The 26,914-nt window shown below is 67.9% G+C and carries 24 protein-coding genes; 15 read left to right on the forward strand and 9 right to left on the reverse strand.

Annotated features, from left to right (window positions below; genetic code table 11):
- Window positions 1-52: 52 nt before the first annotated feature.
- Window positions 53-2,365, reverse strand: a complete 2,313-nt coding sequence (locus tag NEF64_RS11025) for a beta-glucosidase (protein WP_056407931.1) — start codon at window positions 2,363-2,365, stop codon at window positions 53-55.
- A gap of 203 nt (window positions 2,366-2,568) precedes the next feature.
- Here NEF64_RS11025 and NEF64_RS11030 point away from each other — a divergent pair, with 203 nt between their 5' ends.
- From NEF64_RS11030 to NEF64_RS11060, 7 genes are all read left to right on the forward strand, one after another.
- Complete coding sequence (locus NEF64_RS11030; protein ID WP_037530953.1) at window positions 2,569-5,625, forward strand: TonB-dependent receptor; 3,057 nt, start codon at window positions 2,569-2,571, stop codon at window positions 5,623-5,625.
- 111 nt (window positions 5,626-5,736) lie between these two features.
- A complete protein-coding gene (locus NEF64_RS11035) occupies window positions 5,737-7,290 on the forward strand; it encodes a tryptophan halogenase family protein (protein WP_056407929.1) in 1,554 nt (517 codons plus the stop codon).
- Window positions 7,290-8,006 carry a SapC family protein gene (locus NEF64_RS11040; protein ID WP_031395381.1) on the forward strand — a complete coding sequence of 239 codons (717 nt, stop codon included), beginning with the start codon at window positions 7,290-7,292 and terminating at the stop codon, window positions 8,004-8,006. The genes NEF64_RS11035 and NEF64_RS11040 overlap by 1 nt, the downstream gene beginning before the upstream one ends.
- Window positions 7,999-9,033, forward strand: a complete 1,035-nt coding sequence (locus NEF64_RS11045) for a cupin-like domain-containing protein (RefSeq protein WP_031395382.1) — start codon at window positions 7,999-8,001, stop codon at window positions 9,031-9,033. Before NEF64_RS11040 ends, NEF64_RS11045 begins: the two co-directional genes overlap by 8 nt.
- Window positions 9,030-10,547 carry a tryptophan halogenase family protein gene (locus NEF64_RS11050; protein WP_031395383.1) on the forward strand — a complete coding sequence of 506 codons (1,518 nt, stop codon included), beginning with the start codon at window positions 9,030-9,032 and terminating at the stop codon, window positions 10,545-10,547. Before NEF64_RS11045 ends, NEF64_RS11050 begins: the two co-directional genes overlap by 4 nt.
- Entirely contained in the window at window positions 10,540-11,598 is a 1,059-nt protein-coding gene (locus NEF64_RS11055) for a LacI family DNA-binding transcriptional regulator (RefSeq protein ID WP_234387722.1), read from the forward strand. The genes NEF64_RS11050 and NEF64_RS11055 overlap by 8 nt, the downstream gene beginning before the upstream one ends.
- Window positions 11,599-11,752: 154 nt before the next feature.
- A complete protein-coding gene (locus NEF64_RS11060; protein WP_082446979.1) occupies window positions 11,753-12,847 on the forward strand; it encodes a metallophosphoesterase in 1,095 nt (364 codons plus the stop codon).
- Here the strand turns inward: NEF64_RS11060 and NEF64_RS11065 are convergent.
- Complete coding sequence (locus tag NEF64_RS11065) at window positions 12,810-14,081, reverse strand: NAD(P)/FAD-dependent oxidoreductase (protein WP_056407919.1); 1,272 nt, start codon at window positions 14,079-14,081, stop codon at window positions 12,810-12,812. The two genes, NEF64_RS11060 and NEF64_RS11065, sit on opposite strands and share 38 nt — an antisense overlap.
- Window positions 14,082-14,277: 196 nt before the next feature.
- Here NEF64_RS11065 and NEF64_RS11070 point away from each other — a divergent pair, with 196 nt between their 5' ends.
- The 6 genes from NEF64_RS11070 (at window position 14,278) to NEF64_RS11095 (ending at window position 18,998) form a co-directional block, all read left to right on the forward strand.
- The gene (locus NEF64_RS11070) at window positions 14,278-14,838 is read left to right on the forward strand and encodes a gluconokinase (RefSeq protein ID WP_252573738.1); all 561 of its coding nucleotides are present in this window, start codon (window positions 14,278-14,280) and stop codon (window positions 14,836-14,838) included.
- An 84-nt stretch (window positions 14,839-14,922) separates the two neighbouring features.
- Window positions 14,923-16,032 carry a Gfo/Idh/MocA family protein gene (locus tag NEF64_RS11075; RefSeq protein ID WP_235516448.1) on the forward strand — a complete coding sequence of 370 codons (1,110 nt, stop codon included), beginning with the start codon at window positions 14,923-14,925 and terminating at the stop codon, window positions 16,030-16,032.
- The gene (locus NEF64_RS11080; protein ID WP_056407913.1) at window positions 16,032-16,517 is read left to right on the forward strand and encodes a cupin domain-containing protein; all 486 of its coding nucleotides are present in this window, start codon (window positions 16,032-16,034) and stop codon (window positions 16,515-16,517) included. Before NEF64_RS11075 ends, NEF64_RS11080 begins: the two co-directional genes overlap by 1 nt.
- A 326-nt stretch (window positions 16,518-16,843) precedes the next feature.
- Window positions 16,844-17,359: a Ros/MucR family transcriptional regulator gene (locus NEF64_RS11085; RefSeq protein WP_031393951.1), complete on the forward strand. Its 516-nt coding sequence runs from the start codon at window positions 16,844-16,846 to the stop codon at window positions 17,357-17,359.
- Window positions 17,360-17,487: 128 nt separating this feature from the next.
- Entirely contained in the window at window positions 17,488-18,267 is a 780-nt protein-coding gene (locus NEF64_RS11090; RefSeq protein ID WP_056407910.1) for an NUDIX hydrolase, read from the forward strand.
- Window positions 18,267-18,998, forward strand: a complete 732-nt coding sequence (locus tag NEF64_RS11095; RefSeq protein ID WP_056407899.1) for an extensin-like domain-containing protein — start codon at window positions 18,267-18,269, stop codon at window positions 18,996-18,998. Before NEF64_RS11090 ends, NEF64_RS11095 begins: the two co-directional genes overlap by 1 nt.
- Window positions 18,999-19,002: 4 nt before the next feature.
- On the opposite strand, the gene NEF64_RS11100 is transcribed toward NEF64_RS11095, so the two are convergent.
- From NEF64_RS11100 to NEF64_RS11115, 4 genes are all read right to left on the reverse strand, one after another.
- Window positions 19,003-19,545 (reverse strand): hypothetical protein, encoded by a 543-nt coding sequence (locus NEF64_RS11100; RefSeq protein ID WP_235516446.1) that lies wholly within the window; start codon window positions 19,543-19,545, stop codon window positions 19,003-19,005.
- 264 nt (window positions 19,546-19,809) lie between these two features.
- On the reverse strand, window positions 19,810-20,118 hold the full coding sequence (locus tag NEF64_RS11105; protein WP_056407889.1) for a hypothetical protein: 309 nt from the start codon (window positions 20,116-20,118) through the stop codon (window positions 19,810-19,812).
- A gap of 93 nt (window positions 20,119-20,211) precedes the next feature.
- Window positions 20,212-21,003 (reverse strand): transglutaminase-like domain-containing protein, encoded by a 792-nt coding sequence (locus tag NEF64_RS11110; RefSeq protein WP_056407886.1) that lies wholly within the window; start codon window positions 21,001-21,003, stop codon window positions 20,212-20,214.
- A gap of 82 nt (window positions 21,004-21,085) precedes the next feature.
- Window positions 21,086-21,835 carry a Bax inhibitor-1/YccA family protein gene (locus NEF64_RS11115; RefSeq protein ID WP_031440668.1) on the reverse strand — a complete coding sequence of 250 codons (750 nt, stop codon included), beginning with the start codon at window positions 21,833-21,835 and terminating at the stop codon, window positions 21,086-21,088.
- 119 nt (window positions 21,836-21,954) lie between these two features.
- Between NEF64_RS11115 and thpR the strand changes: the two genes are divergently transcribed.
- Window positions 21,955-22,557, forward strand: coding sequence for an RNA 2',3'-cyclic phosphodiesterase (gene thpR / locus NEF64_RS11120; protein WP_056407882.1), 603 nt, complete (start codon window positions 21,955-21,957; stop codon window positions 22,555-22,557).
- A gap of 12 nt (window positions 22,558-22,569) precedes the next feature.
- The gene (locus NEF64_RS11125) at window positions 22,570-23,106 is read left to right on the forward strand and encodes a superoxide dismutase family protein (protein WP_056407880.1); all 537 of its coding nucleotides are present in this window, start codon (window positions 22,570-22,572) and stop codon (window positions 23,104-23,106) included.
- A gap of 42 nt (window positions 23,107-23,148) precedes the next feature.
- Here the strand turns inward: NEF64_RS11125 and NEF64_RS11130 are convergent, their stop codons facing one another.
- The 3 genes from NEF64_RS11130 to NEF64_RS11140 all read right to left on the reverse strand — a co-directional run bounded on the left by NEF64_RS11130 (window position 23,149) and on the right by NEF64_RS11140 (window position 26,900).
- Window positions 23,149-24,747 carry a spinster family MFS transporter gene (locus NEF64_RS11130; protein WP_252573740.1) on the reverse strand — a complete coding sequence of 533 codons (1,599 nt, stop codon included), beginning with the start codon at window positions 24,745-24,747 and terminating at the stop codon, window positions 23,149-23,151.
- 81 nt (window positions 24,748-24,828) lie between these two features.
- Window positions 24,829-25,692 (reverse strand): hypothetical protein, encoded by an 864-nt coding sequence (locus NEF64_RS11135; RefSeq protein WP_156360409.1) that lies wholly within the window; start codon window positions 25,690-25,692, stop codon window positions 24,829-24,831.
- A gap of 11 nt (window positions 25,693-25,703) precedes the next feature.
- A complete protein-coding gene (locus NEF64_RS11140; RefSeq protein ID WP_056407874.1) occupies window positions 25,704-26,900 on the reverse strand; it encodes a TIGR04063 family PEP-CTERM/XrtA system glycosyltransferase in 1,197 nt (398 codons plus the stop codon).
- Window positions 26,901-26,914: the final 14 nt, after the last annotated feature.

The raw sequence follows: 26,914 nt of genomic DNA on the forward strand, positions 1-26,914 counted from the left end.
CCCCCTCCGCCGCCGCCGCCGCCGCCGCCGCCGCGGCTGGTCTACGCCCCGGTCAGGGTTTCATCGTCATCGGCTCGAGCGTCGTCGTCAGCAGCTGCGACCGATCTGCGGCATCATGCGCCAGCGCGACGCGGTAGCGGCCCCCGGCAATCCGCCACCCCGGCAGCGCGGTGTCGTACTGCGCGACGACCCGCGGCTCCGCGGTCAGCGTCACACGCCGCGACTCGCCCGGTTTGAGCGTCAGCCGCGTGAACCCCGCAAGCCGCATCGGCGTCGCCGTCCCCGCCCCGGCCGTCCCCGCCCCGTCCGCCGCCGCCTGCGCAACATAGATCTGCGGGACGTCAGCACCCGCACGGCGCCCGGTATTGACGACGTCGAACGTCACGCTGAGCCGCCGGCCGCCGGTCACCACCGGGTTGCGATAGGCGAAGCTGGTGAAGCTCAGCCCGTGACCGAAGGCGAACAGCGGCCGTTGGCGCTGCTTCTCGTACCAGCGATAGCCGACGTCCGCGCCCTCGACATAGTCGACCGGAAAGCTTTCGAGCTGGATCGCGGCGGCGTTCGCCGGATTGGCGGCCGCCTGCGCCTCGACCGACGTCAGCCGGTCGAGGCCGACCGGTGCCGGGCGTGGCGCCTGGGTCGCGGCGGCGGGGAAGGTGATCGGCAGCCGGCCCGACGGCGACACCCGGCCGGTCAGGATGTTCGCGATCGCCTCGCCGCCACGCTGTCCCGGATACCAGGCCTGCAGCACCGCCGGCACCGCATCGATCCAGGGCATCAGCACCGGTCCGCCGGTTTCGAGCACCGCCACCGTCCGCGGCTGCGCCTTCGCCACCGCCGCGATCAGCGCGTCCTGATTGTCGGGCAGCGACAGCGTCGGCACGTCCTGCGCCTCGGTCGTCCACTGCGTCGCAAAGACGATCGCCATGTCCGCGTCACGGGCGGCGCGCGCCGCCGCATCTGTGTCCTTGCCGTCGACAAAGGTCACCACCGCACCCGGCAACGCCGCGGTGATCGCCCTGAGCGGCGACGAGGCATGATAGGTATAGCGCGCGAACGACATCGCCGCGCCCGATGTCAGCGGGATCTCGATCGGCGCGCCACCGACCGAGCGGACCTGGCTCGATCCCCCGCCCGACAGCACGCCGACGTCCGCTCGCCCGCCGATCAGCACGATGCGTTTGGGGGTACGCGCGATCGGCAGCATGTCGCGGTCGTTCTTGAGCAGCACGATCCCCGATTCCGCCGCCTCCTGCGCCACGGTGGCATGGCGGGCATAGGGGATCGGCGCCTCTGCGGCGGGCATCGGCGTGTCATAGGCGCCGGTTTCGATCAGGCCGGTCAGATAGCGGACGATCATGTCGTCGAGCCTTGCCTGCGATACGCTGCCGTCGGCCACCGCGGCCTTGAGCGGCGCGCCGAAGTAGATCGCCTTGTCGAGCTCCTGTCCCGACTGCTGGTCGAGCCCCGCATTGGCCGCCTTCGCGGTCGAATGCACCGCCCCCCAGTCGCTCATCACCCAGCCGCGATAGCCCCAGTCGCGCTTGAGCACGTCGGTCATCAGATGCTTGTTCTCGCACGCCCAGTCGCCATTGACCTTGTTGTACGCGCACATGACCGAGCCCGGCTTCCCGCGCTCGATCGCGATCTGGAACGCGAGCAGGTCGCTCATCCGCAGATCGGCCTCGCCGATCCGCGCGTCGACAACCATGCGACCGGTCTCCTGCGCATTAAGCGCGAGGTGCTTGACCGTCGAGACGATATGGTTCGACTGGACCCCGGCAATATGCGCGCCCGCCATCGAGCCCGCCAGCAGCGGATCCTCGCCGAGATATTCGAAGTTGCGGCCGTTCCAGGGATCGCGCGTCAGGTTGACGCCCCCCGCCAGCAGCACGTTGAACCGCTTCGCCCGCGCCTCCGCACCGATCATCGCGCCGCCCGCGCGCGCGATTTCGGGGTCGAAGCTCGCCGCGGTGGCAAGCCCTGACGGCAGCGCGGTCGCCACGTCACCCTTGCGCTGTTCGACCTGGTTGGCGACGCCGAGCGACGCGTCGCTCTCGCGGACCAGCGGCACGCCCAGCCGCGCGATGCCGTCGATATGACCCGCCGACGGGATCAGCGTGTCCGTCGTCTTGCCTGCCGCCATCGGCGGGAACAGGCCGTGTGCCAGCTTGATCTTCTCGTCGATCGTCATCCCCGCGACGATCGCCTCGGCCCGCCGTCGCGCATCGGGTCCGGCGTCCTGCGCCGCCGTCGCTGGCGCCTTGGGCGGAGCGACCTTCGCAGGCGTCTCGCGCGCCTCGACCATGGCGGCGATCCCCATCAGCGACACGCCCAGCATCAGCGCCCGATACCCCGTCGACATCCTCATTCCCTTCCGGTTTTCCGCCTCCCCCTGCGGACTGCGACACGCGTCCGGCCGGGCTGTGGCACCATTGTCACTGTTCACAGCATATTTAGTGAACGTTCACAACCAGCAGCCCAAATCCTTGACACGAATCGCGAAAAGGGAAAGTGAACGTTCACACGGAAGGCGCACTCATAGCGTCGGCTACAGGGAGGATTACCATGCGTGGCTTCACGGCTCGCTCGCTTTCGCGTCTTGTCATCGGCACATCGGCACTGGCGCTCGCCGCCATCCCCGGCGTCGCTCTGGCGCAGGATGCCGCAGCCACGGTCGGCAATCCCGGCCCGTCCGACATCGATCCGCAGGCCGCACCAGCCACGCCCGCCGATCCGAACGCGGTCACCGACGACATCGTCGTGACCGGCATCCGCGCGTCGCTGCGCGAGGCGATCGACATCAAGCGCAACGGCCAGGGCGTGGTCGACGCAATCTCGTCCGAGGATATCGGCAAGTTCCCCGATACCAACCTCGCGGAATCGCTCCAGCGCATCACCGGCGTCTCGATCGACCGCTCGAACGGCGAAGGCTCGACCGTCACGGTCCGCGGCTTTGGTCCTGAGTACAACCTCGTCACGCTCAACGGGCGCCAGATGCCGACCTCGACGCTCGGCGACGGGGCCAGCGCGCCCGCCTCGCGCTCGTTCGACTTCGCCAACCTCGCCTCCGAAGGCGTCGCCGCGGTCGAGGTCTACAAGACCGGTCGCGCCGCGGTCCCCTCTGGCGGGATCGGCTCGTCGATCAACATCCGCACCCCGCGTCCGATCGACAAGCCCGGCACGCGCGGCAGCGTCGCGGTCAAGGGCGTGCTCGACAGCTCGCGCAACGGCAAGGATCCGATCACCCCCGAAGTGTCGGGCATCCTGTCCACCACCTTTGCCGACGACCGGATCGGCGTCCTGCTCAGCGGCGCCTATCAGCGGCGCAAGGCGAGTAACAATTCGGCGGGCGTCGGCTTCCGCGACGGCTTTCTCGGCGCGGAGAACAACTGGGGCACGCTCGCCCAGCCCGGCACGCCGGGCGGTGCTAACATCACCAACCGTCCCGGCCCGACCGACGTCTATGAAATCCCGCAAAGCGCCAATTACGATGTCGTCGACATCGATCGCGAGCGCATCAACGGCCAGCTCGTGCTGCAGGCCAAGCCGACCGACACGCTGACCGCCACGCTCGACTTCACCTATTCGAGCAACAAGGTCGAAGTCCGCAACAGCAGCGTCGGCATCTGGTTCAACTTCGGCGACACGCGCAGCGCCTGGACCGATGGTCCCGCGGCTGGCCCCGTCTTCTATTCGGAGAATTTCGCGCCCGGCAAGGATCTGTCGTACAGCAGCTCGCTGACCGCGAACAAGTCCGAGAACAAGTCGCTCGGCGGCAACCTGACCTGGGAAGCGCCCGGCAACGTCACGATGTCGCTCGATGCGCATCATTCGACCGCGGTGTCGAAGCCGACCAACGATTACGGCAGCAGCACGTCGATTGGTGGCGCGATCTTCGGCGTCCAGTCGCAGACGATCAATTTCGAGAAGGACCTGCCGGTCATCTCGTACCAGATGTATCCCGGGATCGACCCGCTGAACGCGTCGCTGATCACGCCCACCGGCAACGCGTTCCGCAACGCCTATTTCAAGAACGAGATCAACCAGCTCCAGCTGAAGGGTCATTACGACCATGACGGCGATTTCCTGAGCAGCATCGACTGGGGCTTTTCCTATGTCGATAACAAGGTGCGCTCGGCTTACGGCTTCATCCAGAACGAAACCTGGGGCGGTGTCGACCCGCGCGGTGCGTCGTTCGGCGCGGCCGCCGTGCCCGACGATTTCTTCAACCTCACCAGCCTGCCCGACAAGTTCAAGGGTGTCGCCGGATCGAACGATCCCGCGCTGCCGCCGTCGATCTACACGTTCAATTTCGAGCAGATGGCCGAACTGCTGCGCTCGCAATATGCGATCTGCAGCGCACCGCAGACGGGCGTCGCGGCGGAAGGCACCTGCCTTGCCAATTACACCAACGATCGCCGCATCCGCGAACGCACGATCTCGCCCTATATTCAGTTCAACGGCAAGTTCGACATGTTCTCGATGCCGGCGCACCTCATCGGCGGCGTCCGCTATGACGAGACGCAGGTGAACTCGTCGGCGCTGGTGCCGATCCCGAACGGTACGCGCTGGACGGGCGCGAACGAATTCGCGCTCACCTACGGCGCCAATTCGTTCACCTCGCTGAAGGGCCGCTATCACAACTGGTTGCCCGCGGTCGATTTCGACATCGAACCCCTCCGCAACGTCAAGCTGCGCGCGTCCTACAGCCACACCATCACGCGCGCCGATTACGGCAGCCTGCAAGGTGGCCTGAACATCGATTCGAACCCGCGCATCGGTGGCGGCACGGGCAGCCAGGGCAATCCGAACCTCGTTCCCTTCAAGTCGAAGAACATCGATCTGTCGGCGGAATGGTATTACGGTGCCGAAAGCTACATCTCGGTCGGCTATTTCAACAAGGACGTGAAGAACTTCATCGGCACGACGCAGGTCAACACGTCCGCGTTCAACCTGCGCAACCCGGGCTCGGGCCCCCGCTATCGTCAGGCGGTCGCAGCACTTGGAACGACGGACAACCTCCAGGTTCGCGACTACATCCTGCGCAACTTCCCCGCCTCGTCGCAGGTCACGGGCACCAGCGATTCCGGTCTGCTGAACGGCAACATCTTCGGCCTGCCCGAGGACGATCTGTTCAACTTCCAGCTGAGCCAGCCGTTCAACAGCGACCAGACCGCCAATATCGACGGGTGGGAATTCGCGCTGCAGCACAGGCTCTGGAACACCGGGCTCGGCGTCATCCTGAACTACACGATCGTCAATGGCGACGCGAAATATGACAACACGCTCGATCCGAACATCGGCCAGTTCGCGCTGACCGGGCTCAGCGACAGCGCCAACGCGGTCGCCTATTATGACAAGAACGGCATCCAGGCGCGTGTGGCCTATAACTGGCGCGGCGAATTCTATGCCGGCGGCGCCTTTGATCCGCTCTATGTCGAGTCCTATGGGCAGGTCGACGCCAGCGCGAGCTATCAGGTCACCACGGGGCTGGCCGTGTTCGGCGAGGTCATCAATCTCACTGGCCAGGGCCGTCGCGGTCACCGTCGCTCGGACAATTTCGCTACCTTCGCGCAGCCGGGCTATGCCCGCTACGCAGCCGGCCTGCGGTTCAACTTCTGACCCGCGGCGCCGCCGACCTACGGAACGACCACTTCCCCACGGGGGGTGGTCTTTTCGGCGCCGGGGCGGCACACAATGACAGTGTCGGACATGCAAACTGACGGGCTGGACATGGATCGCGCGATCACCTCGATCGTGATCGTCGGCGGTGGCACCGCCGGATGGCTCGCCGCGTGCCTCATCGCCGCCCGTGCGGACCGCGATGCGGAGCATCCGCTTCAGGTTACCCTGATCGAATCGCCCGACGTCGCGACGATCGGCGTGGGCGAAGGCACATGGCCGACGATGCGCCGCACGCTCGAACGGATCGGGATCTCGGAAACCGAATTCCTCCTCGCCTGCGATGCCGCGTTCAAACAGGGATCGCGCTTCGACGGCTGGCGCACCGGCGCGCCCGACGACCGCTATCTCCACCCCTTCACGACCCCCGCCGAGGCAGCCCCGCGCGATCTCGCCTCGGCCTGGTCCGACAGCGGTCTGGCCTTTGCCGAAGCGCTCTGCACGCAACATGCCGTCTGCAGCCAGGACCTTGCCCCACGCCAGCGCGCAATGCCCGATTATGCGGGCACGCTGAACTATGCCTATCATCTCGATGCCGGCAAGTTCGCCGCCCTGCTCGCCCGCCACGCGACCGAACGGCTCGGGGTGCGCCACCTGCGTGACCATGTCGTCGGCGTCGATGGCGCGGCCGATCGCGACATCACCGCGGTCCGCACGCGCGCATCGGGCCGGATCGAGGGCGACCTGTTCCTCGACTGCACGGGTCACGCCGCATTGCTGATCGGCGAGCATTACGGCGTCGGCACAATCGACCGCGGACGCGAACTCTTCAATGACCGCGCGCTCGCGGTTCAGCTGCCGGTCGCCGCCGACAGCGTGATCGCGTCGCAGACCAATGCCACCGCGCACGCCGCGGGCTGGATCTGGGATATCGGCCTGCCCGCGCGACGCGGCATCGGCTGCGTCTATTCGTCCGCGCATCTCGACGACGACGCGGCGGCCGACACGCTGACCCGCTATCTGCGCGCGACCGCCCCCGACGCACCGCTGCCCGACTTTCGCCCGCTGCGGTTCCAGTCGCGCCACCGCGACCGTTTCTGGCATCGCAACTGCCTCGCCATCGGTCTGTCCGCGGGGTTCCTCGAACCGCTCGAGGCATCCGCAATCGTGCTCGTCGAGCTGTCGGTCGACGCGCTGCTCGACAATTTCCCGGCCACCCGCCGCACGATGGATCTCCACGCCGCGCGCTTCAACACGCTGTTCCGCTATCGCTGGGACCGGATCGTCGAGTTCCTCAAGCTGCATTATGTCCTCAGCCAGCGCGACGAGCCCTATTGGCGCCACCACCGCGATCCCGGCTCGATCCCGCCGCGTCTCGCCGACCTGCTCCAGCTATGGGCGGACCAGCCCCCGTCGCACGCCGATTTCCCGATGGTCGACGAGATCTTTCCCGCGGCGAGCTATCAATACGTGCTCTACGGCATGGGCTTTTCCGCGCCGCGCCGCACGCCAGTCCGGACGGGCGCGCGCGGGGCCGCCGACATGCTGGTGCAGCAGGTCGACCGGCACGGTCGCATGCTCGCCGCCGCCCTGCCGACCAATCGCGCCTATCTCGATGCCCTGCGGCATGCGATGACAAGCGCTACCATGGAAACGAGAGCCTGATGCCCGACCACGCGATCCTGACGCCCGAAGAGCACCGCGACCTGCGGATCCGCACCGACCGGTCGGATGCGCTGGGCGACGCCGTGATGGCGTGCATCACCGTCCCCAGCGAATTCCGTCGCGTCCAGACCCATTATCCGATCCTCTTCCAGCGCAACCAGACCCGCGACGGCTTCACCGCGCTGGCGATGTTCGGCTTCGAGGCGGGCGAGAATCTGTTTCTCGAGGACGGGCGCTGGGATGCCCGCTATCGCCCGCTCGCGATCGACAGCCAGCCCTTCCTCGTCGGTCGTGGGCCGGAGGGCTCGTCGCTGCGCCAGGTGCATATCGACATGGCGAGCCCGCGGATCGGTGCCGGCGAAGGCATGCGCGTGTTCGACGATACCGGTCGCCCGACGCCGTTTCTCGAACGCATCGCCGATCAATTGCGCGCGCTTGACGAGGATTATGTCGCCGCGACCGCGTTCTTCGCCGCGCTCCAGCGTCACGACCTGCTCGAACCGCTGACGCTCGACGTCACGCTCGAGGATGGCTCGAAGAACCGCCTGGTCGGCTATCACGTCATCGACGAGGATCGCCTGGAAGCGCTCGACCCCGCATCCGTCGCCGAGCTCCACGCCGAAGGCCATTTGCTGCCGATCTTCATGGCGCTCGCCTCGCTCGGCCAGATCGGGGATCTCGTCGCGCGCAAGAACCGACGGCTCGCGCATGGCTGACGCCGGCACCGCGGGGATCTTCGCCGCCCTGCCGCGGATCCGCGAAGTCGACATCAGCGGGCCGGCGGCGCTCGACACGCTGCTGCGCGAAGCGACGACGCCGTTCATCGTCCGCGGCCTCGTCGCCGACTGGCCGATGGTCGAGGCCGGTCGCCAGTCGGGACGTGCGGCGCGCGACTATATCGAACGCCATGCCCGGCCCACGCCCTTTGCCGTCTCGGTCGGCGCGTCGCAGAGCGGTGGCCGGCTGTTCTACGGCGACATGCAGGGCATGAACTTCCAGATGATGCGCGCGCCGCTGCCCGAGATCTTCGCGCGGATGACCGAGAATGAGGGGGTCGACGGCGCACCGTCCATCTATCTCGCCTCGATCGATATGCAGAATTTCTTCACCGGACTGCACGAAGCCAATCACGTCGATCTCGGCGACCGCACGCCGCTCGCGAGCATCTGGATGGGGACGCCGACCCGGATCGCTGCGCATAACGACGCGCCCGACAATCTTGCCTGCGTCGCGGTCGGTCGTCGCCGCTTCACGCTGTTTCCGCGCGACCAGTTCCGCAATCTCTATCTCGGGCCGGTCGACAATACCCCCGCGGGCCGCGCGGTAAGCATGGTCGACTTCCACGACCCCGACTTCGCCGCCTATCCCGGCTTTCGCGATGCCTTGGCGCAGGCGCAGGTCGCCGAGCTCGATGCCGGCGACGCGCTCTACATTCCGGCGCTGTGGTGGCACCATGTCGAGGGGCTTTCGGACTTCAACGTGCTCGTCAATTACTGGTGGCGCGACACGCCGCGCTGGCTCGGCCAGCCGCAGGATGCGCTCAACCACGCATTGCTCGCGATCCGCGACCTGCCCGAGGACGAGAAACGGCACTGGCGCGCCATGTTCGATCATTATGTCTTCTCGGACGACCCCGCGGTCGCGGCGCATATCCCCGAGCCCGAACGCGGCGTCCTCGCCCCGCTCACCCCCGACAGCGCAGGCAAACTGCGCGCCTTCCTCCTGCGAGCACTCAGCCGATGACCACGCCCCCGATCCACCGCGTCGTCATCGCCGGCGGCGGGACCGCCGGCTGGATGGCCGCCGCCGCGATCGCGCGGACGATGGGCCGCACGGTCGCGGTGACGCTGGTCGAATCCGAGGCGATCGGCACCGTCGGGGTCGGGGAATCGACGATCCCGCCGATCGTGACGTTCAACCGCCTGCTCGGGATCAACGAAGCCGAGTTCATGCGAGAGACGCAGGCGACGTTCAAGCTCGGCATCCTGTTCGACAACTGGAAGGATCGCGGCGACACCTATTTCCATTCGTTCGGCACGACCGGCAAGGATCACTGGTCCGCGGGCTTCCAGCATTTCTGGCTGCACGGGCTGACCCGCGGCCATCATCAGCCGTTCGACGATTACTGCCTCGAACTGCGCGCCGCACTCCAGGGCAAGTTCGCGCATCTCCCCGATGGCCGGATGAACTATGCCTATCAGCTCGACTCCGGTCTCTACGCCCGGTTCCTGCGCAAGATGGCGGAGGCCGACGGCACGACCCGGGTCGAAGGCCGGATCGCGCATGTCGAGCTGAACGGCGAAAGCGGCGACATCGCCGCGCTGACGCTCGACTCCGGCGCTCGGATCGAGGGCGACCTGTTCCTCGACTGCACCGGCTTTCGCGCACTGCTGATCGAACAGGCGCTGCATGCCGGGTTTGACGACTGGACGCATTTCCTGCCGTGCGATTCCGCGATCGCGGTCCAGACCGAAAGCGTCCGGCCCGCCCTGCCCTATACCCGCGCGATCGCACACGATGCCGGATGGCAGTGGCGCATCCCGCTCCAGCACCGCACCGGCAACGGCATCGTCTATTGCAGCCGCTATCTCGATCACGACGCCGCACTCGAGCGCCTGCTCGGCACCGTCGAGGGGCCGACATTGACCGAGCCGAACAAGATCCGCTTCGTCACCGGCGCGCGACGCCAGCAATGGCATCGCAACTGTGTCGCGATCGGCCTGTCCGGTGGGTTCATGGAGCCACTCGAATCGACGAGCATCCATCTGATCCAGCGCGCCATCCTCCGTCTGCTGCGGATGTTTCCGTCGGCCGGAATCAGCCCTCGCGACGTCGCCGAATTCAACGAGCAGCAGCATACCGACATGCTGCAGATCCGCGATTTCCTGATCCTCCACTACAAGGCGACCGACCGCCGCGACAGCGCCTTCTGGCGGCAATGCGCGTCGATGCCGGTGCCCGACTCGCTCGCGCACAAGATCGCGCTGTTTCGCGAAACCGGCCGCGTCTTCCGCAAGAATGACGAGCTGTTCGCCGAAAACAGCTGGGTCCAGGTGATGCTCGGCCAGGGCATCGTGCCGGAGAGCTATCACCCGATCGCGACCAAGATGCGCGACGACGAACTCGTCCGGCTGCTCGGCGGACTGCGCGACACGACCAACGCGACCGTCGACGCGCTGCCCGACCATGCCGCCTATGTCGCGCATTATTGCAGCACAGCGCCGTCTGCCTCGGCGGGATCCCCGCATCTTGGCTAGGCGCCGTCAGGCCGTGACGATCAAGCATGTTGCAGCGGACGCCGGCGTCTCGCTGCAGACGGTCAGTCGCGTCGTCAACAAGGAGACCGGCGTCCGCCCGCAAATGGCCGAGCGCGTGCAGGCGTCGATCGACCGGCTCGGCTATGTTCCCTCGATCGCCGCGCAGCGGATGGGCGGTTCGCGCTCCTATCTGATCCTCGCGCTCAACGACCGCGAACGCACGATCGCCGACTGGCGCGCGCGGCAGGGGACCGACTGGGTCGACCAGATGCTGCTCGGCGGGATGCTCACCTGCGCCGAACATGGCTATCGCCTGATCGTCGAGCTGGTCGATACGCATAGCGACCATATCGAACGTGAGCTGCTGGGCGCGATCGCCGCGCTGCAGCCCGACGGGGTGATCCTCACCCCGCCGCATTCGGGCAATCCGCTGATCATCGACCTGCTCGAGGCGCAAGACATCCGGTTCGTGCGGATCGGCTCGATCAGCGAAGGGCCCGGCGTGCGCCTTATGATGGACGATGCGCGCGCGGCGCGGATCGCGACCGAGCATCTCGTCGCGCTCGGCCACCGGCGGATCGGCTTCATCGCCGGGCCTGCCGAGTATGAACTCAGCGGCTGGCGCGTCGATGGCTGGCGCGCGGCGATGGCGGATGCGGGGCTGGCCTGTACCGACCTGCTCGCATCGGGGGATTTCAGCCATGCTTCGGGCCGGGCCGCCGCCCGTACGTTGTTCGCGCTGCCCGAGCCGCCGACCGCGATCATCGGCAGCAATGACCAGATGACGCTCGCGACGCTCGAACTCGCGCGCGAAACCGGGCGGCGCGTGCCCGAGGATCTGTCGCTGATCAGCTTCGACGACACGCCGATCATCCGCCTCGCCCATCCGCCGTTGACCGCGATCGTCCAGCCGATCGCCGAGGCGTCGGCGCGCGCGGTCAGCCTCATCATCGCAGGTCTGGCGGGCGATCCTCCGCCGGACGCACCGATCACCGTCGCGGCGGAACTGACGGTGCGCCGTTCGACCGCGCGCCCACCCGCGAGCGGCTGACCGGTCTGCCCGCGCCAACGGGTCCGGCGGGCCTTGCGACGCACGGCCAACTCCCCCACAGGCGGCGCGGGGACGAACGGAGACCGTCATTTTCAATCTCATTTTCGCGACGCCCTGCCTGGTCGTCCTTGCCCGCTGGCTCTGGCCGCTGTCGATGTCGCTCTGGCTCAAGGCCGGCGTGGCGCTGCTCCTGCTGGTCGCCTCGCAGTTCCATTTCTGGAACCGGCTGTCCTCGGGATCGGTCTTCGCACCCGAATTTCCGCGCAGCGTCGTCATCCTGTTCAACTGGGCGTTCGCGGCGATCGTGCTGCTCGCGATGCTCCAGCTGCTGCTCGACATCGGCACGCTCGCGACCGCGATCCTGCGTCGCAGCACCACCGCCGCGCCCGACGGGCTGCGTTATGCGATCGCGGGGCTCGCGGCGCTGATCTCCGCGATCGGCGTCTCGAACGCGCTGCGCGTGCCGCCGGTCAAGGACGTCGCGGTCACGATCACCGGACTCCCGCCGCGGTTCGAGGGGTATCGCATCCTCCAGCTCACCGATCTGCACATCAGCCGGCTGTTCCCCGCGCGCTGGGCCGAGGCAGTGGTCACCCGCGCCAATGCGGCGGGCACGGACCTGATCGTCGTCACCGGCGACTTCATCGACGGATCGGTTGCGATGCGCCGCGCCGACGTCGCCCCGCTGCGCGCGCTCCGCGCGCCCGACGGCGTCTATGCGATCCCGGGCAATCACGAATATTTCTTCGATTACGCCGCCTGGATGCGGCATCTCGACGGGCTCGGCTTCCGGATGCTCCCCAACAGCCATGCCGTGCTGTCCCGCGGCGACGCGCAGCTGGTGCTCGCAGGGCTCACCGATCTCTCCGCCCCCTCGGTCGGCCAGCCCGGTCCCGATCTCGACGGCGCGTTGCGCGGCGCGCCCGCGGGTGCGCCGGTAGTGCTGCTCGATCACCAGCCGCGCAATGCGCGCAACGCCGCAGCGCACGGCGTCGCGCTCCAGCTGTCCGGGCATACGCATGGCGGCGTCGCGCCCGGCTTCGACCGTCTGTTCGCGCGCGCCAATGGCGGGTTCGTGTCCGGCCGCTACGACGTCGCTGGGATGACGCTCTATGTCGGCAACGGCACCGGGCTGTGGCCGGGCTTCGCGGTCCGGCTCGGCCGCCCGTCCGAAATGACGCGCTTCACGCTGCACGCCGCCGGGCCGGACCTCAATCCACGGGCACCAGCGTCTTCAGATCGACCGTAATGTCGGCCAGCAGCGCCGGCTCGACCCGCGCCGACGCGACGACCAGCGCGCGCCCCTGCACATAATCCCGCGTCTTGTTGACGCAGTCGAGCGCGACCACGCGGCCCGCCTTCAGATACACCACCGAGAAGCTGCGCGTCGCCGGGTCGCCGCGCAGCAGCGCGAGATCATGCCCCGTCGACAGCCCGACGCTCTGCAGCTTCAGGTCATACTGGTTCGACCAGAACCACGGCACCGCGCTATAAGCCTCCTCGACACCGGTAAGCGCCTTGGCGACGATCGCCGCCTGGTCGTTCGCATTCTGCACCGACTCCACACGGATCACGTCCCCGCCGGCAAAGCGACTGGCGTGCGCCGCGCAATCCCCGACCGCAAAGACATCGGCCAGGTTCGTGCGACAATGCGCGTCGACCATCACCCCGTTACCGCCCGCCGAACCGGCGCCTGCGGCGATAAGCGGCGCGACCGCGGGCACGATGCCGATCCCGACGATGACCATCTCGCACGGCAGCACCGTATCGTCGGCGAGCCGCACGCCCGACGCGGCCCCGTCGACGCCCTCGATTGCCGCCACCGTCACACCGGTCCGCAGATCGACGCCGTGCGCGCGGTGTTCGGCCTCGTAGAATCGCGACAGCGCCGCCCCCGCCACCCGCGCGAGCACCCGGTCCTGCGCCTCGAGCACCGTCACCTGCTTGCCGAGCCTGGTCAGCACCGCCGCCGCCTCCAGCCCGATATAGCCGCCGCCGACGACCACGACCCGCGTGACGCCCGGCAGTTCGGCGATCATCCGGTCGACGTCGTCGCGGGTGCGCACCGCGTGGACCCCAGCAAGATCATGCCCGTCGCACCCCAGCCGCCGCGGCGATCCCCCCGCGGCCCAGACCAACGTGCCATAGTGCAGGCTCGTCTTGTCGGCGCTCTCGGTCGCCTGCGCGTCGACATGGCTGACGCAGTGCGCGGCCGCGTCGACCCGGGTCACGCGACGGCCGGGGATCAGCGTGATTCCGCGCTCCCCCCAGAAGCTGGCCGGGCGCAACAGGATGCGATCGAACGCCTTTTCGCCGGCCAGATAGTCCTTCGACAGTGGCGGCCGCTCATAGGGGGGCGACGTCTCGTCACCGATCAGCCCGATCGTCCCCGCATAGCCGCGTTGCCGCAGCGCGATCGCGACCTGCGCACCGGCATGGCCGGCCCCGACGATCAGGACGTCATGATGATTGCGAGCGGACATGCATCGACCTCTGTGATTGGCCGGTCTCGATGCCCGTCCCGACGCCGGTCGACAAGGGCGCGACGATGGTCGTAATGGCCAATTGTCGCGATCGACCGGATAGAGGCCTGGAACCAGGCGCCGCCGGACGCGCTCAAACCGCGAGTCAGGAACTGTGCAAACCACCCCCTTCCCCCAGGCCCGCTCCGGCGACGGCATGCCCCACGCGGTCCCGCGCGGTTGCGCGATCATCGTCATGGGCGTCAGCGGCAGCGGCAAGTCGACGCTCGGCCAGCGTCTCGCCGATCAGACCGGCCACCGCTTCCTCGAGGGCGATGGCTTCCACAGCGCGGAGGCGGTCGCCAAGATGCGCGCCGGCCATCCGCTCGACGACGCCGACCGATGGCCCTGGCTCGATCGCGTCGGTCACGCGATCGGCGATGCGGTCGCGGCGGACGGCTTTGCGGTCGCCGCCTGCTCCGCGCTGAAGCGGGTCTATCGCGAGCGGCTCGGCGCTGCGGCGGGCGTCCCGCTTCTGTTCGTGCTGCTCGACACGGATCCGGCGGAACTCGCACGACGGCTCGGCGCGCGCGCGGGGCATTACATGCCGGCCAGCCTGCTCGACAGCCAGCGCGCGACGCTCGAGCGCCCCGGGCCCGACGAAGCCGCGATCACGCTCGATGCGCAGGCCACGCCCGACACACTGATCCGCGACGTGTGGGCCTGGATCGATGACCGCGCCAGCGCGGATGGCGCTAACGGCACGGATCGGCGATAAGATCGACCAAGGTCGTAATGGCCACGCGACAACTGGTAGCCGAACAGGGTGGCCGACAGCGCTTGCAGCATGGGGGATCTGATCGTGACGATAGGACGACGCGAATTTGTCATCGGCGCAACCGCGCTGGCCGCGGTGCCCGCGATCACGCAGGCGGCTGACCCGACGCGCAAGCTCGGCTATGCGATCGTCGGGCTGGGCTATTATGGCCTCGACGTCATCATCCCCGAATTCGCCAAATGCGCGCACAGCCGGCTCGCCGCGGTGGTCAGCGGCGATCCTGCCAAGGCGCGGCGCGTCGCCGCGGCACATGGCCTGCCCGACCGGTCGGTCTACAGCTATGCGACCTTCGACCGGATCCGCGACAATCCCGATATCGATATCGTCTATATCTGCCTGCCCAACGCGATGCATGCCGAATACACGATCCGGGCCGCCCGCGCCGGCAAGCATGTGCTGTGCGAAAAGCCGATGGCGGTCTCGGTCGCCGAATGCGAGGCGATGATCGCGGCCTGCAAGGCGGCGGATCGCAAGCTGATGATCGGCTATCGCTGCCATTTCGAGCCCTGCAATGTCGAGGCGATGCGGCTCGCGCGCGCGGGGACGATGGGCAGGACGCGTTACGTCCGGTCCGAGCACGGCTTCGTCCAGCGCGATCCGTCGAAGTGGCGGCTGAACAAGGCGCTGGCGGGCGGCGGCTCGCTGATGGACATGGGCATCTACAGCCTCCAGGCGGCGCGCTACATGACCGGCGAGGAGCCCGTCGCGGTGACCGCGCGCGAGTCCACCGATCGCACCGATCCGCGGTTTCGCGAGGTCGAGGACATGATCGACTGGACGCTCGAATTCCCGTCCGGCGCGATCGCCAGCTGCCAGTCGATGTACAGCGCGAACCAGAACCACATCCTTTTTATGGGCGAACGCGGGCGGATCGAGCTTGAACCCGCGACCCGCTATGCCGACAACCGGATGTGGACGGGTGCGGACGGGCGCGAGCGCGATGTCACGCCAGCAGCATCCGGCCGAGCCCAGTTCGCCGGCCAGCTCGATCATCTCGTCACCTGCATCCGCACCGGCCGCGAACCGATCGTCTCGGGCGCGGAGGGCCTGCGCGACCTGCGTATCGTCGAGGCGATCTATCGCTCGGCGCGCGAAGGGCGGACGATCCGGCTGGCATCGGGCACCAAGGCGTGATGCGCGTGCTGCTCGCGCTGGCGACGGTCGCGGTCGCCACGGTCGCGCCGGCGCAGGAAGCGGCGCGCGATTTCGCCGCAGCGACCGATATCCCCCGCGCGGTCGCGGCGCTCGAAGCGACGATGAAACCGGGTCAGGGCTTTGCGATGCAGACGCTCGTCAGCGGCGGCGGCAGCGTCGTCGCGCTCGAATATTGGAAAGCCGAAGGCCGTCCTGCGGTGCATCCCGACGAGAATGAATATGCGACCGTCGTCGCGGGATCGGGGACGTTGCTTTCGGGTGGACGCTTGGTCGATCCGCATGTCGTCAATCCCGGCCTCACCGACGGTGCGCGGATCGAGGGCGGCACGACCCGCGCGCTCCGCCCCGGCGACGTCCTGCTCATCCCCGCCGGCGTTCCGCACGGCTTCGGTGTCGGCGCGAACGGGCTGGTCCTGCTCGGTACCAAGATCACGCCGCGCCGACCGGCTGCCCCTGCGCGATAAGATGCGTCTGCCAATCGCGACGTCCCAATCGGGCGTCTCGATCCGCACCCTGATCTGCCGGATCTGTTGACCGCGCCGGATGTCGGACCCGCTGCGAGCGCACGCATGCTACAACCGCGAATGCGCGTATTTGTGAGGATCTATAGGGTTGGTCTGGCGCGCGTATAAACTCAGCAAATCGCAAGATCAGCGCCCGGATTCGACGTCGCGAACAGAATTCCCGGTCAATTGAGCGCTTTAATAATATTTGCGGGTGTCATTTTCTGCCAATAGCGCGTAGTCGCGCGAATGGAGGGGGAAAATTTTTCAACAATCAAGGATCCCGTGTGACCGAAACCATCAATACCGTCGAACTGGCGGCAGAACTGACGGCAGCCTGGCTGGCGAACCCCAACACCCGCACCGCTGCCGAAGACGTTCCTGCGTTTCTCCTGTCGATGCACACCGCCGTGACCAAGCTCACGACCGGCGCAGAGATGACGGGCGATACCGCCGAGGCGACGACCTATGAGCCCGCCGTGACGGCGCGCAAGTCGCTTGCATCGCCTGACCATATCGTCTCGATGATCGACGGCAAGAAGTACAAGACGCTGCGTCGCCACCTGACGACGCATGGCATGACGCCGGAGCAGTATCGCGAACGTTTCAACCTGAAGGCCGACTATCCGATGGTCGCTGCGACCTATTCGGAAGCACGCCGTGCGATGGCGAAGTCGATCGGCCTCGGCCGCAAGGCTGGCTCGAAGGTCGAAGCCGCTGCGGAAGACGCCGGCAAGACTTCGCGCAAGACCGGCAAGGCCGCGCTCGATGCCGCCAAGCGTACGCTCGGCAGCGACGATTGATGCGCCACGGGGAGGGCTTGTTGCCCTCCCCGACCGTTAAAGGCATTCTGAGCGCTCTGCCGGTCGCGCTCTGAATCACGCTATAATGCCGTCTGGCCCGATCCGGGTTTCGCGCGTTACACAGACCGATGACCGAGCCGATCTCCCCCGCCATTCCGGCCGCCACGTTGGTGATCTTTCGCGATCGCCCGTCGCTCGCCCCCGAACTGCTGATGGTCGAGCGCGCGGGATCGATGGCGTTTGCCGGCGGTGCACTCGTTTTCCCCGGTGGCCGCGTCGACCCCTCCGACCGCATGCTAGCAGAGCAACTCACCCGGCAGCCCGCTGATCCGGTCACGATCGAAGAGGTCGCCGCCCGCATCGCCGCAATCCGCGAGACGATCGAGGAGGTGGGGCTCGCCATCGGTCTTTATCCCGCACCGTCCGCCGATACGCTCGCGACACTTCGTGCGGCGCTGCATGTCGGACGGGAACTGGGGCCGATGCTCGACGCGCTGGGGCTCCGCTGTGATCCGCACATGCTCACCTATTTCGCGCGGTGGCGGCCGGCGCATCATCTGACCCGCATCTTCGACACCCGCTTTTATCTCGCGCGCCTGCCCGCCGACGCCGCCCCCGCCCGCGTCGACGAGACGGAGAATGTCCGCCTGCTCTGGGCGACCGCTGCCGAGATCCTCGCGCATGCCGATGCCGGCCGCGCACAGGTGATCTTCCCCACCCGCCGTAACCTCGAGCGCCTCGCGCTGTTCGCGGGCTTCGACGACGCGGTCGACGACGCGCGGCGCAGACCGGTCCGCACCGTGACGCCGTGGATCGAGCCGCGCGACGGGATCGACCATTTCTGCATCCCCGACGATCTCGGCTATCCAGTGACCAGCGAGCCCGTCACGCGTGTGGCGCACGGCTGATGCGCACGGTGCGACGGACACTGGGCTGGATCGTCGCGCTGGCGGTGATCGCGGGTCTCGGGCTGATACTCTGGTCGACGCTGCGCGGTCGGCCGCAGGATCTGCCCTGGACCCCGCTCGACCTCGGCCAGCCGATCGGGCTGATGACCGGGCGCAAGCTCACTGCGCTGACTCAGTCCTATCCCGCCTGTCGCGCCGCGCTCGAGCGTGCTGGTGTCCGCTACACCGCGCTGCCGCCTCGCAGCGGTGAAGGCCAATGCGGCTATAGCGACGGCGTCCGGTTCACATCCGGTGGCGCACGGCGGATCGACTTCGCGCCCGCGGGTCTGGGCGTCGCCTGTCCGGTCGCCGCGGCGCTCGCGATATGGGAATGGAATGTCGTCCAACCCGCGGCCGAACGGCATTTCGGCACCAAGGTCACGAGCATCGACCATTTCGGCAGCTATAGCTGTCGCCGCATTTACGGCCGCGACGCCGGCACGTGGAGCGAGCATTCGACCGCCGACGCGGTCGACATTGCCGGCTTTCGGCTGGGCAATGGCACCCGGATCACCGTGGCCCGCGACTGGCGCGGCGATAACGAAAAGGCGGCCTTCCTCCGCGAGGTCCGCGACGGCGCCTGCCAATTGTTCGCAACGACGCTCTCGCCCGATTACAACGCCGCGCATGCCGATCACTTCCATCTCGATCAGGCGGATCGCGGCGCGATGGGCTGGCGCGCCTGCCGCTGAGCCGTCAGGTCGCGAGCGACGTCCCGCTGTCGACCTTCTCCACCCAATAGGGGAAGAAGACCGGCTCCCGGCTCGACCAGCCCGACGCGGTCGCCGCGGCTTCGCTGATCGACTGGAGCAGCTTGCGGCGGAGTTCGGGATGGAGATGCGGCAACGCCGCCGCCGCGCAGAAGGCGGACGGCAGCCAGGGTCGGACATCCGCGCCGGCGAGCCGCTCGTACAGGAACCGGAAGGCGGAAAAGCTCGTCAGCCGCCCCTGCCCCAGATCGAACGCGGCCAGCGTGACCAGTTTTCCAAGAAACCGGTCCGCCCCGCCAAGTCCCGCATCCTCGGGCAGAAGCTCGCGAACATCGTCGAGACCACGATAGAGCCGCGCCTGTGCGCGAATGCTGGCTTCCTCGACCACGTCGCGCGACCAGCGCGTCATCGCATCCTCCCGGTCGAGGCCGACATCGAGCGAACGCCGGATATAACGCTGCGTCGCGCTGGAAAAGCCTGCGAATTCCTTCATCTCGGCGAGCGTCGTGATGCCCTTTGCCGGTTTCATCCGTGAAGCCATATCGTCACCCCGCCTTGCTGCAAGTAACAGGCGTTCCCATGCATTTGGGGCAGAGGAGGGTCCCTAACGCATCGTCACGTCACGGTTATAAGCGACCATGAAATCTGTTGCGCTGCAACACGCAATGCGACCAGTCGAGGCCAGGCATCAAACTTTTCGCCAAGGGCGGTATTTACGCAACATTAGAACTTGGGATGTCGGAGCGCCGCCCGCGCCCGGCATCGGCCGGGCGCGAGCAGACTCCCCGATAGATCAGCTGTTCTTTTCGGCCAGCTTGCGTTCTGCTTCGGCATCATAGCCCGACGACGGCGCCGGCCCCTGATTGTGCACCGGCTGAGTCGAGGCGGGCGGATCGCTCGCATCCATCGACTCGTCGAGCGCATTGTCGAGACGCGCATCGTTGCTCGACGGGTTCTTCTGCAGCCGCTTGCCGATCGACTTGTCCTGACCGGCCTCCTGGCGCGGGTCGCGGCCGTCGGTCCGGCCGTTGGCAGCATCGCCATCCTGCCCATCCGGTGCCACCGACAGGCTGTCGAGCGCGCGTTTGTCGATATCGGTCATGTCGAGACTCCTGTGAAAATCGTTACGGACGCAAACGGTTCAACGCGCCCGGTGTTCCTGCCTCTGCGACGAGCGACTCGCGCCGCGGACCGGTCACGCCGTTTCGTCGTCGAGCGCGCGGACCCGGACGGTCTGTGTCCAGAGCGTCGCTTGCCCGAACACCGTCATGAACGCGATGTCGGTGGCGTCGCGCCCGATGCAGACACGCGCGATATCGCCGCACGATGCCATCCCCGTCGGATCGACCAGCCGCCACGCGCCGTCGAGCCAGAGCTCGGCGACCGCGTGGAAATCGGGCGGATCGACGCCCGGCGCATAGGCCGAGACGCAGCGCGCCGGAATTCCCCCCGCGCGGGCGAGCGCGACCAGCAGATGCGCATAGTCGCGGCACACGCCCGACCGCGACGCGAAGGTGTCGAGCGCGGTCGTCTCGCCCGAACTCGATCCCATCCGGTAATCGAGCGCGTTGCCGACCCACGCACTCAGCGCGGCCGCCAGCGCGCCACCGGCGAGCCCGGGAAACTCGCGCGCGACGAACCCCTCGAACCGGTCCGACTGGCAATAGCGGCTCGGCATCAGATAGGCGGTGACGTCGCCGGGCAGCAGCCGGGGCGGCGTTGTGCCATAGGCCCCGAGCGCGACGACCGGGCGCTCGACCTTCACCACCGCGCGGTACGCCGCGGTCAGCCGGCCATGTCCCCGCGCCCAGCAGCGCTGGCCGATGCCGTCCTCGCCCGGGACCGCGCGGATCGGGCTGTCCGACCAGATCGTCAGCGATTGTTCCTCGATCCGCTGGTCGGGCATCGCTGCCGCCTCGATCTGCAGCAACACGTCGGCGTCGCCGGCAATTCCATAATCCAGATGAACGTCGATCGAGAGACGCATTGTGGTCTTAAATCCTGGCCAGGATGCAAAAACGGCCCGGCAGTTTCCCGCCGGACCGTTACTGAGAGAAGGTGCAAAGCGCTTAGTTGCGGCTGCTGCCGAACAGGCGAAGCACGAACATGAACATATTGATGAAGTCGAGATACAGGCTCAGTGCCGACATGATCACGACCTTGCCGACCATGTCCGTACCCGCGACCTGCATGTACAGGCTCTTGGTACGCTGCGTGTCATAGGCCGTCAGACCTGCGAACAGCAGTACGCCGACGCCGCTGATGACCAGCTGCATGACACCCGACTGGAGGAAGATGTTGATGATGCTCGCCACCAGCAGACCGACCACGCCGATGATCAGGAACGTCCCGAACGCCGACAGATCGCGCTTCGTGGTGTAACCGTACAGGCTCAGACCGGCGAAGCCGGCAGCCGTCGCGAAGAACGCGCTGGCGATCGACGTGCCGCTATAGACCAGGAAGATCGTCGACAGCGACAGACCCATTAGGATCGCAAAGCCCCAGAACAGCATCTGCAGCGTCGCGGTGCTCATCCGGTTCTGGCCGAAGCTCATGCCGAACACGATCGCGAGCGGCGCGAACATGATGACGTATTTCAGCGGACCGCCGCCCATGAACACCTGTGCGGCAGGCGACGATGCACCGCCCCAGGCGAACAGCAGCGCGACGATGCCGGTCAGCAGCACGCCCGAGCCCATATAGTTATACACCGACAGCATGTACGAACGGAGACCCGCGTCATACGCTGCCGAACCGGTGGTGGTGGCCGTCGCTCCGAACGGCGCGGCACGAGGCCGGGGATCAGACCAATTAGCCATTGAAATTACAACTCCTCTATCCGGCCACATGCCGGTTGCGTGCAACATCGGTGCTGGGAGGACGATTTTCAAGCGGAGACGTTCCCAATTCGGGGTGATCGGCGCTATGATTCCTGCCGATGTTACGCCTGTTTCTCGCGCTCCGCCCGCCCCTCCCCATCCGCGAGATGCTGTTCGACCTGATGGACGGGATCGGCGGTGCGCGCTGGCAGGATGACGAGCAGCTCCACGTCACGATCCGCTTCCTTGGCGAGGTCGATCCGCGTCTGGCCGACGACATCGTGACCGAGATCGACCGGCTCCGCCTGTCGCTGACGCCGGCGGCGCCAACGGTGGCGTTGCACGCGGTCGGTCAGTTCGAAAGCCGCGGGCGTACCGACACGCTCTGGGCGGGCGTCACCCCGCACGCCGCGCTCACCGCATTGCACCGCAAGGTCGACCAGGCGGTGGTCCGCGCCGGGCTTCCCCCCGACCGCCGCGCCTATCTGCCGCACGTCACGCTCGCGCGGCTGCCGCGGTCGCTCGGCACGTCGCCGGAGATCGACGGCTGGATCGCCCGCCATGCCGGGCTCGCCAGCGCGCCGTTTGCGATGACCCATCTGACGCTGTACCAGAGCCACCTCGGCCGCGACGGTGCCTGGTACGAACCGCTGCTGCGCTGGCCGCTCGAACCCGACGCCGGAACCGCCGGCGACTTTGGCGGGTTCGCGTCGGATCAATAGGGAGAGACGGACATGCGGATTGCAACATTTGCGCTGGTCGGTGCAGCGGCGCTAGGGCTGGCGGCCTGCGATCAGAAGGGGCTCGAGACCGGCACGCCGGTCGCAGGGGGGCAGAGCGCGCGCGCGATGCTGATGAACGCCGCCGGGGTCGATGTCGGCCGCGCGACCGCGACCGACGTCGCCGGCGGACTGCGCTTCACCGTCGATGTCAAGGCGCTGCCGCCGGGCACGCACGGCGTCCACATCCACACGACCGGCCGCTGCGACGCGCCCGACTTCACGACCGCGGGCGGCCACTGGAACCCGACGTCGATGAAGCACGGGTCGATGAACCCGCAGGGGCCGCATGAGGGCGATCTGCCCAACCTGATCACCGGCACCGACGGCCGCGGCACGGTCGGCGTCACGATCCCGGGCGCGACGATGGCCGGGCTGCTCGATGCCGATGGTTCGGCCTTCGTGGTCCATGCCGGTCCCGACGATCTGATGACCGACCCCGCCGGCAACAGCGGCGGCCGCATCGCCTGCGGCGTGTTCCAGCCGAACTGAACCACTTAGCCTAGCCATGACATCCTCAACGAGGGGCCATGGCTAGGCGACCTCCCCCGCCGCCCGGGCCCGCGCCTCGCGCGACGCCTCGGCGGCCGGGACCAGCCGGTACGCCGCCGCCGCCGTGGCCAGCGTGATCGGCACGCTGACCAGCAGCGACAGCATCCCGACCGACAGGCTCCCGCTCAGCGTCGACATGCGACCCGCCAGATACGGGCCTAGCGCTAGCCCGATCAGCGTCGTGCCGATGAAGAAGGTCGCGGTCGCCGTTCCCCGCATCCGCGGCAGCACCAGATCCTGCGTCGTCGCCGCCGCGGCACCGAGCGCACAGCTCGCGGTAATCTGCGCGAGAAAGATCCCGGCATAGAAGGGCAGCGGCGCCGATGCGGTGAAGGCGAGGCACAAAAACGGCACCGGCACCACCGCGCCGAAGATCACGACCAAGAGCCGCCCCGCCGGGTTGGTCCGCCGCAACCGGTCGGAGACGACCCCACCCATCGTCAGCCCGAGAAACCCCGCAAGCGCGCCCAGCCCGCCGAGCAGGAACCCCGCGCTCGACGGCGTCGCGCCGAGCACGCGCAGCGCATAGGGTGCCGCCCAGAAGCTCGCCGCATAGCTCAGGAACGCGTTCAGGCCATAGGCGACGACCGTGCACAGGAACGCCGGCGTACCGATGATCAGCGCGAAGGTCGGCGGATCGCGACGGCGCAGCGCACAGGCCCAGGAGAATACGGCATAGACGCCGGTCCCGATCGCCACCCATTGCGGCCAGGGCTCGCCCGCTGCCACCAGCCCGACCACCGCCAGCGTGACGATCACCAGCCCGGCGAGGTTGACGACGAACGCCCCGACCCCGCCCATCGCCGCACCGATCAGCGTCAGCGGCGGCACGATCGTCAGCAGTTCGCCGGCAAAGGCCCGAAACGGTGCGGGGTGCGGCGCCGGTTCGGGAAGCCCCTCGACATGCCCGCGGATCGGTTCCCTCAGCGTCGCGATCCAGATCGCGAGCAGCAGACCCGGCACACCGACCGCCATGAACGCTGCCTGCCACCCGACGAGGCCGAACGGCCCGCCCCCCGGATAGGCCCGGTTCCAGCCCTGTACGATCGCCCCGCCGATGAACAGCGAGCAGCCGCCACCAACGTACAGCCCAGCCGAATAGATCGACAGCGCGGTCGCGCGCAGCCTTTTGGGGAAATAATCGGATATCAGCGAATAGGCCGACGGGCTGGCGGTCGCCTCGCCGATACCGACGCCGATCCGCGCCGCCGCGAGATGCCCACCGGTCCGCGACAGGCCGGACACCGCCGTCATCACCGACCAGAGCGTCAGGCCGATCGTCATCAGCCGGACGCGGTGCCAATTGTCCGCAAGCCGCCCGAGCGGAATCCCGAACAGCGCATAGAAGACCCCGAACGCGGTCCCGTAGAGAAACCCGAGATCCTGGTCCTTCAGCCCCAGATCGCGCTTTATGTCCTCGGCTAGGATCGAGATGATCTGCCGGTCGACGAAGTTGAGCACATAGACCAGGAACAGGATCGACAGCACATACCAGCCATAGCGGTTCGCCCCCGCCTGCCCGTCCGGCCCCGCCGGCGCCGCCACATCTTCGAACTTCGATTGATCCGCGACCTGCGCCATGACCCCTCCGACCGTCGTTTTCGAGCAATCGGTATCAGAGGTTTCTTCGTATCGACAGCGGTTTCACGCGGTCGCGGTATGTCAGCCCGATGTCGCCTGACGCCGCCGGGTCGCGCCCTGCTCCAGCCGCCGCAACAGCGACTCGATCGAAGGCGGTGACGGCGATGCAGCCGGCGCCGGCGTATCGACGAGACGCGGCTCATGGCGCGCCGCGCCGTTGACGGCGCCGGCTGACGGTGGCGCCGATGATGGCGCCGACCAAGCCACCGAAACCCGCGGCGCGACCGGCTCGCTGACCATGATCGGGACCGTCGCGGCCTCCACCGGCTCGTCGATCGCGACGGATGCGTCGGCTAATGCTTCGACCCGCTCCTCGTCTTCTACCGGAGTGGCTGGCGCGACCGGCGCCGCCTCGGCCTGCACCAGCGGCGTGACCGGCCGGATCGGCGCCATCGGCACCGGCAGGATCGCATGCGGGTCGAACGCCGCGAGCGGCTGGTCGAGGTCCGCCGGGATCGACCGCTCGAGCGTGACCGGGTTCGCCGCGGTCACCTCCATCATCGGCGTGCCGAGATCGGCGGCAGTCATCGGCCGGCGTGGCGGCGCGTCGGGATGCGCATCGGCCCGGCGGACGACCGGCACCCCGTCGTCGCGGCGACGCGGCGGACGGACCAGCAAGCCCCCCGGCCCCACCAGCAAGAACAGCGCCGACCAGGTCACCGCCGCGCCGATGACCGCGGTGGCGAGCGCGAGGACGACGCGCGCGGTCATCCCCAGCGGCGGCTGTGCGGCGGGGATCAGCGCGGCGACGCCGGTCCGCCAGACCAGCTCCTCGAGCATCGTCCCCGGCATCGCGACGAAGCCAATGATCGCGGCGACCGCGACGAGCAGTGCTGCGGCAACGGGAAGGTGGCGGATCGGGGACTGTCGATGGAATTCGGTCATGCCATGGTCCGTCATTCGGCCTGTATCAGCCGATGGTAAAGCGGTTCGTAACGCAAAATGTTTGACGACCAGTTACGGTCGCGCTCGACGAACGCCCGCGCGCGCTGACGGCGCGACGGCCAGTCCGCGCGATCGTCGAACATCCCCGCCAGTGCCGCCGCGATCGCTGGCGGATCGTCGGGTGGGAACAGCGTGCCCGTATCCCCGTCGCGAATCAACTCGCGGTGTCCGCCCACGTCCGACGCGGCCACCATCCGCCCCTGCGCCATCGCCTCGAGCGGCTTGAGCGGCGTCACCAGATCGGTCAGCCGCATCCGCTTGCGCGGATAGGCGAGGATGTCGATCAGCCCGTAATAGCGCTCGACCTCCGCATGCGGCACCCGGCCGACGAAATGGATCGCCCCCGCGACCGGCGAGGCCGCGGCCTGCGCCGCCAGCGCATCCGCCATCGGCCCGCCCCCGACCAGCAACAGCCGCGCGTCCGGCCGTGCGGCGACCAGCGCGGGCATCGCCGCGATCAGGTCGTCCAGCCCCTCATAATCATAGAAGCTGCCGATGAAGCCGACCACGTCCCTGCCGTCGAGCCCCAGCGTCGCCGCCAGCGCGTCATCGCGCGGCGGCACCGCCCCGAACAGCGTCAGATCGACGCCGTTGGGCGACACCATGATCTTGCCCCCGTCGACCCCCCGCGCGATCAGGTCGTCGCGCAGCCCTTCGCAGATCACCGCGACGCCGTCCGCACGGCCGACCGCCCAGGTCTCGAGCGCGCGCGTCGTCCGATAGGCGAGCGATCCCTCGGTCCCGGTGCCGTTGCCGACCGCGGCATCCTCCCAGAACGCCCGGATCTCGTAGACCAGCGGCAGTTTGCGCCGCCGCGCGACGATCAGCCCCGCCAACGCATCGAGCACCGGCGAATGCGCGTGCAGGATATCGGGGCGAAAGGCATCGACCGCCGCCTCGATCCGCCGGGCAAAGGCGCGGATCCCGGCAATTTCGCCCAGCGGCCCCGACCGGCGCGTCGCCGGCGTCCGGTGGAAGGTCAGCCCGTCGACCGACTCCACCGCGGCGGCGGCCGGACCATGACGCTGCCCAGTTACCGCCGCGACCGTCCAGCCGCGCGCCTCCTGCGCCTTGAGGATCGCCCGCGTGCGAAAGGTATAGCCGCTCTGCAGGGGCAGGCCGTGGTCGAGGATATGAAGAATGCGCATCGTGAGTAGCGTGT

Source organism: Sphingomonas aerolata (genome assembly GCF_023935825.1).
GTDB classification, from domain to species: Bacteria; Pseudomonadota; Alphaproteobacteria; order Sphingomonadales; family Sphingomonadaceae; genus Sphingomonas; species Sphingomonas aerolata.